The 11566-nt window shown below is 65.8% G+C and carries 15 protein-coding genes and 2 pseudogenes; 7 read left to right on the top strand and 10 right to left on the bottom strand.

Annotation, left to right across the window (positions count from 1 at the left end; all coding sequences use genetic code 11):
* Window positions 1–74 precede the first annotated feature (74 nt).
* Complete coding sequence (locus LR394_RS38880; protein ID WP_231449726.1) at window positions 75–221, bottom strand: hypothetical protein; 147 nt, start codon at window positions 219–221, stop codon at window positions 75–77.
* A gap of 191 nt (window positions 222–412) precedes the next feature.
* Between LR394_RS38880 and LR394_RS38875 the strand changes: the two genes are divergently transcribed.
* Together LR394_RS38875 and LR394_RS38870 are read left to right on the top strand one after the other, a co-directional pair.
* On the top strand, window positions 413–892 hold the full coding sequence (locus LR394_RS38875; protein WP_231449725.1) for a hypothetical protein: 480 nt from the start codon (window positions 413–415) through the stop codon (window positions 890–892).
* Window positions 889–1410 carry a hypothetical protein gene (locus LR394_RS38870; RefSeq protein ID WP_231449724.1) on the top strand — a complete coding sequence of 174 codons (522 nt, stop codon included), beginning with the start codon at window positions 889–891 and terminating at the stop codon, window positions 1408–1410. Before LR394_RS38875 ends, LR394_RS38870 begins: the two co-directional genes overlap by 4 nt.
* Before the next feature lie 646 nt (window positions 1411–2056).
* Here LR394_RS38870 and LR394_RS38865 read toward each other — a convergent pair.
* Entirely contained in the window at window positions 2057–2326 is a 270-nt protein-coding gene (locus tag LR394_RS38865) for a hypothetical protein (protein WP_231449723.1), read from the bottom strand.
* Here LR394_RS38865 and LR394_RS43890 point away from each other — a divergent pair.
* From LR394_RS43890 to LR394_RS38850, 3 genes and pseudogenes are all read left to right on the top strand, one after another.
* Window positions 2259–2774 (top strand): annotated as a pseudogene (locus LR394_RS43890) (tetratricopeptide repeat protein); the annotation flags it as partial. The gene LR394_RS38865 and the pseudogene LR394_RS43890 sit on opposite strands and share 68 nt — an antisense overlap.
* A 112-nt stretch (window positions 2775–2886) precedes the next feature.
* Window positions 2887–4155: a tetratricopeptide repeat protein gene (locus tag LR394_RS38855; protein ID WP_456238337.1), complete on the top strand. Its 1269-nt coding sequence runs from the start codon at window positions 2887–2889 to the stop codon at window positions 4153–4155.
* A 614-nt stretch (window positions 4156–4769) separates the two neighbouring features.
* On the top strand, window positions 4770–5255 hold the full coding sequence (locus tag LR394_RS38850; protein WP_231449721.1) for a hypothetical protein: 486 nt from the start codon (window positions 4770–4772) through the stop codon (window positions 5253–5255).
* A gap of 277 nt (window positions 5256–5532) precedes the next feature.
* Here the strand turns inward: LR394_RS38850 and LR394_RS38845 are convergent, their stop codons facing one another.
* The 5 genes from LR394_RS38845 to LR394_RS38825 all read right to left on the bottom strand — a co-directional run bounded on the left by LR394_RS38845 (window position 5533) and on the right by LR394_RS38825 (window position 8900).
* Window positions 5533–6168 carry a hypothetical protein gene (locus LR394_RS38845; RefSeq protein ID WP_231449720.1) on the bottom strand — a complete coding sequence of 212 codons (636 nt, stop codon included), beginning with the start codon at window positions 6166–6168 and terminating at the stop codon, window positions 5533–5535.
* A 237-nt stretch (window positions 6169–6405) separates the two neighbouring features.
* Window positions 6406–6936 (bottom strand): NUDIX domain-containing protein, encoded by a 531-nt coding sequence (locus tag LR394_RS38840; protein ID WP_231449719.1) that lies wholly within the window; start codon window positions 6934–6936, stop codon window positions 6406–6408.
* Between the two features lie 54 nt (window positions 6937–6990).
* Window positions 6991–7143 (bottom strand): hypothetical protein, encoded by a 153-nt coding sequence (locus LR394_RS38835; protein WP_231449718.1) that lies wholly within the window; start codon window positions 7141–7143, stop codon window positions 6991–6993.
* An 81-nt stretch (window positions 7144–7224) separates the two neighbouring features.
* The gene (locus tag LR394_RS38830) at window positions 7225–7581 is read right to left on the bottom strand and encodes a hypothetical protein (protein WP_231449717.1); all 357 of its coding nucleotides are present in this window, start codon (window positions 7579–7581) and stop codon (window positions 7225–7227) included.
* Between the two features lie 695 nt (window positions 7582–8276).
* Entirely contained in the window at window positions 8277–8900 is a 624-nt protein-coding gene (locus LR394_RS38825; protein WP_231449716.1) for a hypothetical protein, read from the bottom strand.
* A gap of 423 nt (window positions 8901–9323) precedes the next feature.
* On the opposite strand from LR394_RS38825, the gene LR394_RS38820 reads away from it, so the two are divergent.
* Window positions 9324–9677 (top strand): hypothetical protein, encoded by a 354-nt coding sequence (locus LR394_RS38820; protein WP_231449715.1) that lies wholly within the window; start codon window positions 9324–9326, stop codon window positions 9675–9677.
* Window positions 9678–9929: 252 nt separating this feature from the next.
* Here the strand turns inward: LR394_RS38820 and LR394_RS38815 are convergent, their stop codons facing one another.
* The 3 genes and pseudogenes from LR394_RS38815 to LR394_RS38810 form a co-directional block, all read right to left on the bottom strand.
* Window positions 9930–10361 carry a hypothetical protein gene (locus LR394_RS38815; RefSeq protein WP_231449714.1) on the bottom strand — a complete coding sequence of 144 codons (432 nt, stop codon included), beginning with the start codon at window positions 10359–10361 and terminating at the stop codon, window positions 9930–9932.
* 122 nt (window positions 10362–10483) lie between these two features.
* A pseudogene (locus tag LR394_RS43885) lies at window positions 10484–10786 on the bottom strand (HD domain-containing protein); the annotation flags it as partial.
* On the bottom strand, window positions 10786–11106 hold the full coding sequence (locus tag LR394_RS38810) for a PadR family transcriptional regulator (RefSeq protein ID WP_231449713.1): 321 nt from the start codon (window positions 11104–11106) through the stop codon (window positions 10786–10788). The gene LR394_RS38810 and the pseudogene LR394_RS43885, both read right to left, overlap by 1 nt.
* 70 nt (window positions 11107–11176) lie before the next feature.
* Between LR394_RS38810 and LR394_RS38805 the strand changes: the two genes are divergently transcribed.
* Window positions 11177–11353, top strand: a complete 177-nt coding sequence (locus LR394_RS38805) for a hypothetical protein (RefSeq protein ID WP_231449712.1) — start codon at window positions 11177–11179, stop codon at window positions 11351–11353.
* The last annotated feature ends 213 nt before the right edge of the window (window positions 11354–11566 follow it).

Genomic DNA, 11566 nt, shown 5'->3' with positions numbered 1-11566 from the left:
GTCTTGGTGCCGGTGCGGGCCAGGGTGAGCAGGACAGCGATGTCCTGGACACCGAGGTCCTGAAGCTGCTGCTGTCAGCCCGGGGCGCCGGCGACCTCGTGCACGGCGTCGGTAACCGGGTCGTTGAACCGCGCCCAGGCGGCCTTGGTGTCCCGGCTCTGCTCACGACCCTCTTCCCCACCGGGCCGGCCCACTCCAGGCCGATCCCCGGCAGCAGCCATGCGATCGCGACCAGCGAGAATGCAGCGAGGAGTGCGACCTTCCGTGACGCCTGGGACTGTCGTGCACGTGGAGCATGACGCGGCCGGGCACTTGCAGGTGCGCGCGATGGCGCTGTCTTCGACGACTTCCTCGATGGCTTTTGGTGATCAGGCATTACCGTGAGTCGCAGTCGAGAGTGCGGGGGCTGGGCATGGTTACGGGGGCCGAGATCGTGGTCGGGTACCTGATCGCGTACGCGTGGCGCAAGGCCCGGCAGGTAGCCGGCCGGGCCGATGAGCTGGTGGACGACGGCCTGGACGCATGCCTGGAGCGCCTGCACCGGGCGGTCACCGACCGGCTGGGCGCGGACGCCTCGCTGGCCAGACTGGAGGACTCGGCCGCCGCTGCGGCGTCCGACCTGGCCTCTGGCCCGGAGGTGGTGGATGTGTCGGTGGTGCCGGAGCGAACCCGGGAGCGGGTGCGGCTGGCGTTGCTGGAGGAGACCGAGACCGACCCGGCCTTCGCTACCGTGCTGACGGATCTGCTCGGGCAGGTCCAGGAACTGGAGCGCCGCACTGGGCATCCGCTCGCATCGATGACGGCCTCAGGGCAGGGATCGGTTGCGGTCGGCGGCGATGCCGGCGGGATCGTCTCCACCGGCAGCAGCTCGATCAACATCCAGTACCGGTGAACACACCAGCAGGCAAGCCGGCGTCGGCGTCCGCGTCGGGGAATGCGTCCATCGTGGTCGGTGGGGATCTGCTGGGGATCGCCTCGACCGGGGCCGGGTCGACGAATGTCCAGTACACGGGCGCGAACCCGGTCGTCCTGCCCGAGGCCGCGTTCGTCGCGGTCGAGAACGTGCCGGCGCCGCCAGGGCTGAGCAACGTCCCGACGCTGCGCCGTGGCTTCGTGGGCCGCCAGGACGCCTTGCAGGCGCTGGACGCCGCGTTCGCCGGCACCAGCCCGTCTGCCGCCTCCTTCCTTGAGGCCCCGGGCGCAGCCCCTGGCGAGGTCACCTCATCCGGGACTGCTGGGGTCCGGGCGGTGCTGGTGCAGGCCGTGCACGGCCTGGGCGGGATCGTAAGAGCGCGCTGGCCGCGCACTGGGCCACCACCCGCTCCGGCCCGCACGGGCCAGTGCCAGGGCCGCTCTGGTGGGTCAGCGCCGAGAGCCCAGGCGGGGTACACACGGCTCTGGCCGAGCTGATGACGGCGATCCAGCCGGGCCTGGCCGGTGCCCCGCTGGAGATCCTGGCCGCCCGGGCAATCCAGTGGCTGGGCGCCCATTCCGGGTGGCTGCTGATCCTGGACAACGTCACCGCGCCCGCAGACGTGGAACCGCTGCTGGCCCGGCTGCATCCGGGCGGGAAGGTCCTGATCACCAGCCGCCGCTCCAGCGGCTGGCATCACCTCACCGGCGCCCCGGTCCGCCTCGATGTCCTGGCACCGGGCGAGGCCTTGACCATGATCGTGCAGATCCTCGGCCCCGGGGCCCCTGCTGCGAAAGACCAGGCCGGGTTGGATGCCTTGTGCGGCGAGTTGGGGTTCCTTCCGCTGGCGATCGAGCAGGCCGGCGCCTACCTGGCCCAGACCGGGATCACCGCGACCGAGTACCTGGACCTGCTCGAGCAGTACCCGGGCGAGGTGTACCGCAAAGGGGACGAGGACACCCCTGCCGAGCGGACCCTGGCCCGGATCTGGCAAGCAAGCCTCGACCGGCTCGCCGACGACCCGCTGTGCGGGGACATCCTGCGCCTGCTGGCCTGGTACGCGCCCGAGCGCATCCCCCGTACCCTCCTGAACGAGCTGGGCCCGGTCCCGGCCGTCATCACCGCAACCGGCCGGCTCGCCGCCTACAGCATGATCGCCACCGGGCCCGAGAGCACCGTGAGCGTGCACCGGCTGGTCCAGGCCCTGGCCCGCACCCCCGAACCCCACGACCCGTACCGCGACCCCGGGGCCATCAGCCGGGCCTGCACCCAGGCCATCGACGCGCTAAACCAGGCCACCCCCGAGGGCTGGCTCGACCCGGCCCAGTGGCCGACCTGGCGGAGCCTGCTGCCCCACATCGACGCGCTGAGTACGCATCTGAGCACCGAGACCTGCCCCGGTGACGACGCCATCGGCGCTGCGTGCCTGCGCAACCACACAGCCGTCTTCCTCGACAGCCAGGGCGCCCTGGCACAGGCTTCCTGCCTGCACGAGCAGGCCCTGGTCGACCGACGCCGGATCCTGGGCAACGAGCACCCCGACACCCTGATCTCGGCCAGCAACCTCGCCCACACCTACCAGCTGGCCGGCGACCTGGAGCGGGCTATCCCTCTGTTCGAGCAGGCCCTCACCGGCCTACGCCAGGTGTTGGGTGACGAGCACCCCGACACCCTGGTCTTAGCCAACAACCTCGCCCACGCCTACACCACGGCCGGAGACCTGGAACGAGCCATCCCCCTGCACGAACAAACCCTCACCGACCAGCAACGCGTCCTGGGCCACCAGCACCCCGAAACCCTGGGATCGGCCAACAACCTCGCCCACGCCTACGCCGCGGCAGGGGCCTTGGATCGCGCTGTCCCCCTGCACAAGCAGACTCTCGCCGGTCTGCGACAGGTTCTGGGCCACGAGCACCCGAACACCCTGAGCTCGGCCAACAACCCTCGCCGACGCCTACCTCTCAGGAGGGGACCTGGGCCGGGCGATCCCGCTGTTCGAGCAGGCGCTCACCGGTGTGAAGCGTGTTCTGGGCGACGAGCACCCTCACACCCTGACCGCGACCAACAACCTTGCCGGTGCCTACGCCGCGGCAGGCGACCTGAAACGCGCCATCCCCCTGCACGAGCAGGCCGTAGCCGGCCTCAAGCAAGTCCTGGGCGAAGCCCACCCCCACGCCCTGAGCTCGATCAGCCACCTCGCCGACGCCTATCGCAGGACAGGCGACCCGGACAGGGCCATCCCCCTCTACGTGCAGGTCATCACCGGTGGTGTCCCCCTCGTGGGAGACGAGGAGCACCCCGCCATCGTGCACCTATGCAACAACTACGCCCTGGCCTTGCGAGCAGCGGGATCACCGGATCTGGCCAGCCGCATGCTCGAGGAGGCCATCCCCCGCTTCCGCCGGGTCCTCGGCAAGGAACACCCCAGCATCCTGCCCCTGCTCGACACCCTCGCCGAGGCCTACGCCTCGACCAGGAAAGCGCGCCAGGCCATCAACCTGCACAAGCAGAGCCTCAGCGCCCACCGCCGTGTCCTAGGCTACGAGCACCCCGACACCCTCACCTCGACCACTAACCTCGCCGACGCTTACCTCTCGACCGGGAACTACGACCGAGCCATCCCCCTGCACAAGCAGGCACTCGCAGCCCGCCGCAGGGTTCTGGGCCAGGACCACACGGACACCCTGGAATCGGCCAACAGCCTCGCCGCCGCCTACGAATTGGCGGGAGACCCGGACCAGGCCGTCCCTCTCCTGGAGCAGGCCCTCAGCGCCAGCCGACAGGTCCGGGGCGACGAGCATCCCGACACCCTGACTCTGGTCAACAACCTGGCCAGCGCCTACGAATCGGCGGGTGACCCACACCGGGCCATCAACCTGTACGAGCAGGCCCTCACCGACCGCCGCAGAGTTCTGGGCGAGGAGCACCTGGACACCGTGGCCTCGATCAACAATCTTGCCTACACCTATCGATCCGTGGGAGACCTGGACAAGGCCATCCCCCTCTACGAGCAGGCACTCACCGGCTTCCAGCAGGTCCTGGGCGACGATCACCCCATCGCCCTGGCCGCCATCAACAACCTCGCCGACACCTACACCTCGGCAGGAAACCCCGCCAAGGCCGCGCCCCTGCGACAAGCCAGCGCCGACCGAGGAATCTCCATCAAGGCACTGCCCGACAGGCCCCGCCGATTATTGTTCCGCCAGGCACGACGTCGTCTCGCCGAAATGACCCGCCGGTAACTCCCGACACGCCCGATACCTGGAAGCTCTTCGCGCTGAGAGCTGGCCCGGCGCACCGGCCCAGCCGCTCACGACCAAAAGGCTCTCTCAATCATCCGGCCGGTAAGTGGACCAGACGGCCGCAGTGCGGCGTTTCGTCATAGGGTCTGGAGTACAGGCGGGTTCTCCTGCACTCACCTGTACCCGGGCGTGCCTCCGGTACGGCGTGGGACACCGGCACGATGCAGGCCTCGACCGCTTGCGGATGACGTCTGCATCATGCCCCCACCCCGCAGCGGACCCCAGAGGCTGGCAGTCACCTGATCACGACGCGGCCCCGTGACCGTGTCGGCCCGAGTGCACTGCCAGGCCACTGCCCCACCGAGGCCCCGCAACCACGTCGGATCGTGGCGGATGGCCGCATTGATCTTCGAGGCGGCCTGCATATCGATCGGGCGGTCGCCCACGTTTCGAACCAGACGTTGACATCACACCCAGACGGCTACACCAATTTCACCGATCAATACGTTACTTGGAAGTTCTCATCTCGCTGCTTCGAGTGGCGGGATACCGTACCAATGTCTCACGCCAAAACTTGAGATAAGCCGATATCAACCATCTACAAGGGGACCGCCGTGAAGAAAATTCTGTTTGGATTCCTGGTGGCATCTGCGGTAATAGTGGGAGTGACAACTCCCGCTCAAGCCGCTCCTCGACGCGACCTGCCAGGGCGGGAAGAGCAAGCTGCCAAGCAAAGGGTTCCCGGCAAGATGGCCGCCTCACCGACAAGGAGCGCCATGCCTAAGGCGTCAATTACCGATACCGGATGGTGGGGCCCGGTTCCGGTGATTTATGTTCAGTGGACCAAGGCAGAAACTCGATCAATTCAGAGCGCCTTGGCGGATGGCGGTGTAGGCGTCGCTGCTGGCGCAGTGTGTTCACTGATTCCGAACACTGCAGGGAGAGTGGCATGCACTGCACTGATTGCTTCGAAATATTCCGACGCCAAAAACAACGCCGATGCTGCCGTCCGTGAAGGAAAATGCCTTAAGGCGAGGGTGCCACTTAACGCAGGGGCTATCGCATATCCAGCTCTGGACTTTTATCGCCATTCCTGTTGAGTAATCTAATTACATCGGAAGATATCAGTAGGACGCGGCTTACTGTTCGACCTCGCGGAGTGAGGTCGAGGCGCCGCACGGCATTGGCGCACTATCCCTGATCTTGCCCGGAGGGGCGAAGCTCGTCCGGGTGTGACCTGTCGGATTGTCGATCTTCATCTCCTCTCGCTGATACCAGGGCGTGCTGGCGGCCCGACCGTCGGGCCGGTGCCGCCGGGTCCGGGGCCGGCCCGGCTGGGACCTCCGGGCTGATAGGTTCGGACGGCTTTGGTGTGGTTCAGGGGGCCGGGATCCATTCCTGGATGCTGACGGCGACGTCGACGAGGGTGCTTTGTCCTTCTGGTTGTGTGGGAAGGGTGAAGGTCAGCTGGCTGCAGCCGTTCAGTTCGGCCCATCCTGACGTCGCGGCGGGTGTCTGCCCGAGTTCGGTGTTCAGGAGAGGTTGGCTGTCGGTGGTGTCGAGGTCGCTGGTGCTGGCCCAGGATGAGGAGCTGACGACGGGTAGGCCCAGGCTGCGCCAGCGGAACAGGAAGCGGTGGGTACCGCAGCCGTTCATGGTGGCGGGGTATCCCGAGCACCGGTTCGGCCCGCACAGCGAACTCCATTGGTCCTCGAAAGCGCGCGGGGTCTCGGTCCACTCCTGCTCGAGGCTCCACCCGGCCAGGTCCTCGGGGAAGGCTGGAGCGGTGCCGGCGTGCACGACGTCGTCGGCGCCGTTCCAGGCTTGGTCTGTTCCTGCCGGTCCGTTCTCGCTGGTGGCCGGTAGTGAGGAGGTCGGGGGCTGCGCGGTCGCCGTGGCGGCGCTGGAGGTCGCCGGGTCAAGGGGCGTGTTCTGGGTGTTGGAGGAGCATGAGGCCAGCAGGGCGGCGACTGCCAGCAGCGGCACGGTGGCCAGGCTGGTCCTTCTGATCATGGTGATGACGGTGTCAGCGGTGGTGGCGGCCGGGTGGATGCCACACCCAGGCATCGCTTGCTGAGCGTCCTCCGGGACCACATCGATGAGGTTGCCGTGGCAGCCTGGCATCACCAGCTGGCTGGCCCCGGTGCTGGCTTGCTCCTGGCCCTTGGTTCCGTGGTGTGAGAGGGCTTGTGCTGGGCGTTCGGTGAGTGAAGCAGGCAGCCCCCTTGCTTGTCGGGGGCTTCCTCAGGGTCATTGCGTAGTAGCTCCGCTGCTGGTCAGGGCCTGAATCAGGGCTTCTGGGCGGCGTGAGGCGCGTCGGGTGGCTCGGGCGATGTTGGGTTCTCCTTCGGTGCGGTGGTAGCCGATCGCGGTGTTCCGCAGGACAGCGAAAACAGCGGGCCCTCGGCCAGTCCTGGCTCGCTGCTCGTCTTCACGCAGTGTCATGTCGCGGACCCAGTGAAGGCGGTTCTCGATGTGCCATTCCTGACGAGCCCACACGTTCATGATCCGGGGGGGCACCCAGTCCACACACAGCAGCCCTGCCACCGGCGGGACGAACCCGAGCTCTTCCTCCGGTTCGCGCCGGCAGGCCTGCAGGGGTGACTCGTCTGCCTCCAGCGATCCCCCGGGTAGTTCTGCCTCGGTCTTGTACGTCGGGTGGAGCACCAGCACGTGCCCGTCCTCGTTGCGCACGACGACACCAGCGGCAGCTCTCACCCGGACCAGACCCGCCAGATAGGCAAGCAGGGCCGAATCAGGACCGTTCTCGTGCTCGGCCACGAACCGACGATACCCAGCACCAACCGGCCCCGGCCGGACATAGGTCCCCTATCTTCAGTCGAACTTGTGCCAGTGGACGATGGCCGAGGCCATCACCAGGCACAGGGCCGAACTGGCATCCGTCCCGTAGTCGAGGACCTTGACCGCGATGGTGTGTGCTTCCCCATCATCTCTTTTGGCGGCACGAGCGAACTCAGATTGCTTCACCTCGGCGATCTCGAAAGCGCCATCAATGCGGGAGAGTTCTTTATCTGATACTGAAGAAGCTAAGGCAGCTAAGTTTACCCGCTACTTCTTTAAGTTCTTGCAGGTCGGCATGACCTGGTTGACTACAAACGGGTCGTTGTAACCCTCAACACCGTACAAGCCACCGAGCCACTCGGCCGTTTCTTTCAGCTTTTCTTGGCAGATTGCACCATCGTACTCACTTAGGCCAGAATTATCCGGCATCTTCATCTTTTCGCAAATGCCTTCAATGTCGAAAGGTGCAATCACTCTTGCCGTACCAGAACTGTCCATCACCGTCACCGAAGAGGTATACAAAGATTCAGGACCCTCGTTCGCGCTTTCGATCATAGTACCCATTCCCACTAACCCCATCAGGCCGACAGCCCCAGCTACTGCAACCTTCGCCAGCTTCTTCATGGTCGATCCTTTCCACCCGATAAAGACCCTTCCTTATCCCACTTGGATGTAACGAATCTTGGTGAAAGATAGCCGGAGGCAGGCATCATCGGTCCTCCAAGCCTTCCCGCTTACGCCAGAATCCGCCCCGAGGTGCTCCATGGTCCTTTGACTGCATTCTTTCGCTTTGAGCCATTCGCCCTTGACTGTAAATTTGGCGCGTTGAAGAATTCCGTGGACTTTGATTATTCTTAGATATTCGGCTACATCTGCCCCCTCGGCAGACTTCAACTTTTGTGCCTATAGGAGGCCGATACGGCTGGGCCGATGATCGATGGACGCTCCTTTGGACACCGTCGTTTCCTCACGCAGGTTGGAGGCAATGGCAATGGCCGGGGTGGGGCATGACCTGCTGGTTGCTCGGGTGTCAGCAGAGTCGAGTCCTCGTTCGATGATCGGGCCGATGTTTCTTCTTGGTGCTCCAGTCGGGGTCGTCAGCCCAAATGGCGTCGACTTCGGGGAGTTCGCTGTGGTAGGTGCGGGCGTCGCCGTTGACGGTGTACCGGGCGCCGCCGCCCACGGTGCTGCGCGACGGGGTCGTTCGGACTGGGACCGGCTAAGCAGCCTCAGCAGGGCCGAGCGGGCGGTCGGCGAACCCTCTGCCTCGTCGCGAATGCCGACAGCCCGTCCTGTCCGCCCCTGTGCAGGGACCTGGTTCATCCGCAGTCGCCGGCCTGAGCGATGACCCGTTTCAGGCGTGGCGCCGGTACCTCATTCTCGTCATAGCCAGGGTTGTCCCGTACCTTCGCTACCTGAGTGCAGTAGCCGGGCCAGTTGGAGTCGCCCCTGATCGCGTACTCAACGGTGTCGACGCAGATCTTGGAGCCATGCAGCCAGGTGAATCCTTCACCAAGACGCATAACGGTAGGGGGTCCGTCCTCGCCGACGATCATGCGTACCAGGATCTCGCCCTTATTTCCCTTGCGGTTGAAGCACTCCTCGACCGCAGGGTCCACCTTCTCGTCCGCGGTGTTCTCCGCCTGTTCCTCCGGCTCGGCGCGCGCAGACTGTGATGGCTCTGCCGAGGAAGGCTTGGCCGTTGAGCGCTCAGCCTGTTCTGACATTGTCTCGGACGACTCAGAGCCGGAAGGGGTGACGTCTGCTGTGTCGGCACCACCAGATCGGCCGGTACTTTCACCGGTAGCCGGTCCCGTGGCGAGCTGCGAGGCCGAAGCCTGCGGGCTTGCGTCCGGGCTGGAAGCTGCAGAGCAGCCCGCCAGCAGAAGTGTGCAGGTGGCTGCCACGATGAGACCGGGGCCAACACCAGCGATTCTCGACATCTCTCGCTCCCAGAGGGAAACGGGGACTTGTGATGGCGACCACGATCTCTTGGCGGTCCTGGTTTGGTCTCGGCGAACCACTCAGACGGGCGTGTGCTCGCCTGGTTCCGACGCACGGAACCGGGGATAGCACACCTGAGCGCACCTGACGCTGTTGGAACGATCTGCGCCGCGTGTGGTAGGTACCGAATCAAATGCGACCGACGGACAGGGATCGTTGGTCCTGGTGATCCGGACGGGCAGTGCATGTCGGGCTGGCAGAGGACCAGGCGGTGCGGGTAGGCCAGAGTGCCGATCGCAGCTCTGACGAGGTCCTTGTGTCGGAGCCAGACCAGAGCATTGCGGGGCTCACCCGTCCTGCCTCGTCAGAGAGGCCGAGCGGCCGCCGATAGTCGAGCAGTTCCCGGCTACGAAGGGACCGCTATGCGTCGCATCATGATCTGTCTTGGAGCTTCTGCCGCGCTGATGCTCGCAGGCGCAGGTAGCGCTGAGGCGGCTCCGAAGAACAAGCCGTGTGTCACCGTCACCGAGTTCGGCAAGATCAAGCTCGGCATGTCGAAGGCCAAGGCTGCCAAGATTTTTGGAACCAACGGCAAACGAGTGTCGCTGGGCCCGGATGGACACGGATACACCAATGAGGTGCGTAAGTACAGGGCTTGTAAGGCGCCCGGTGCAGAAGTGGAGGTTACGTTCGCCTCTGGAGGCGACCTCGATGGGGTTGAGGTCGGCTGGGCCAACTACAAGTCCTGGGTCTGGGTCGTGGGCTGGACGCAGTGAGACGGTCGTCAGTGTCGCGTGACTCTGGTCTTTCTGGTTGGCAGGCAGGCGGGTCACGGTGTGACCGGATTCCGGTCGCCCTCCCGACACCGCCAAGTGTTAGCGGGAGGGCCGTCACTACGTCCAGACATCGTCACGGTGACGGTGCCGACGAAGAAGATCAACCCCACCCACCCAGCCCGCCGAGATCGGCATCCTCAACAACGCCGCAGCGCTCGTTCATCGGCTTCCTGAGCGAAGCCTGACACATGCTCAAGAGCGCGGGGTGCTCGAGAGTTGACGCGCGGAGTACTGCAGCCCCGCAGCGAACCGTATCCGCTGTAGCGTGCCGGTCAGGGTCGCAAGATCAGCGGACCATTCCTCGGCGTAGCGTTCCCTCAACCGCTCCGGCAAGGCATCCAGGGCACGGTGCAGGAGCGTATGAGTCAGGTGCTCGCTACGCAGCGACCGATCGCGCTCTTCTGCGCCGAGACGGCTACGACCCCTGCGGCCTGTGGGGCGGGTGCGGCGCAAGGTGCGCAGCGACAAGTGCAGCAGTTCGTCCCGGGCCGCCGGCAGGGCCACCGCCGCGGCCAGGGGCGCGACAAACTCGAGGGTTTCCTGGCCGCGAGCACGCGCGTTCTCGGGCTCCACGAACTGCCAGGTGCGGGCGTTGTGCAGCCGGTCGGCGATCCGCAGGGCCACCGCGCTCGCGGCCAGATTCTCTGGTATCTGGCCGTCCGGCGGTGGCGCGCAGGCCGAGCGGGCCAGGAGAGCGAAAGGTCGTGGTGTGACTTCAGGTCGTGCTGTAGGTGCAGGATCGCGATCACGTCGTCGCTGACGTGATCGTGTAGGTCCTCGGTCAGGACCGGCGCTGTGCAGTCTGGGTCGGCGACGTCGTGCAGGAGAGCTGCCGGAAGCACGGCGAACGGAAGGTCCCAGCCGGCGGCGATCTCGGCGACCTGCACCGGGTGGGTGATGTACGGATGCCCGCTCTTGCGTCGCTGCCCGGCGTGAGCGCCCTCAGCGATGGCGTAGGCGGTGCTGAGGCTGGTGACCTGCTCATCGGTGAGCTGGCCGTGACGGCGACTGGCGGCCAGAAGCAGCGCGCTCAGCAGGGTTTCGGGCATCATGGGGTCCCGGGGTGAGGGGTGAGTGGCTGCCACGTCGCCTGCAGGGCAGTGATCTCCCGGCGTGCTTCCCGGGCGCCCAGGCCGGTCAGCCGGTACAGCCGCCGGGCAGGCCGGCCGCTGCTGCCGGGGTCGATGTCCTCACGCCGGGACTCCAGCCACTGCTGGTCCTCGAGCCGCTGCAGCAGCGGATACACAGTGCCCGTGAGCAGGCCGGCACGCTGGCACAGATCCAGGCCGTAGTACTCCGCGGTCTCGTCCTGCAGCATCAGCCCCAGGATCTTGACCGCTGCCAGGGACAAGGCACGGCGTCGTCTCACGCACCCAGCGTGCATCCTACGTCGTAATTCTATCTAGCCCTATGTAGAGTTATGGCATACCCTGCGATGAATGTGGGAAGAACCTGCCGAGGAGGCCGTCATGTCGAACATGCTGCTGCTCGTCCTAGGGATCCTGGGAATCATCCACATCGAGACCGCCCTGGCCGTCACCGCGGCGATCGCCCTTGTCCTGATGCTGCTCGGCTGCGTGTACGTGGCCGAAGCACTCCAGGGTGCGCACCCTTAAGCCCACCGGAGCACCGTCCGTGGTAGGCGAGACCAGGAGCCTGCTGTCGACGAACCCGCCATGCAACGTCCTCGGCTCTGCGACCCAACCAGAGGGGCACCAACCTTCAGCCTCACGATCTCGCCACGCCGGGGTGGACTCCGGTGAAGCGCCGCGGCCACGGGAGAACCAGGCACCAGCCAGGCGACAGCTCATGACTGAAAGGCTTCGCTG

This window comes from Kineosporia babensis (assembly GCF_021129305.1).
GTDB classification, from domain to species: Bacteria; Actinomycetota; Actinomycetes; order Actinomycetales; family Kineosporiaceae; genus Kineosporia; species Kineosporia babensis.
The sequence above is the reverse complement of the archived record's forward strand: the minus strand, read 5'-3'. Positions and strand labels throughout refer to the sequence as shown.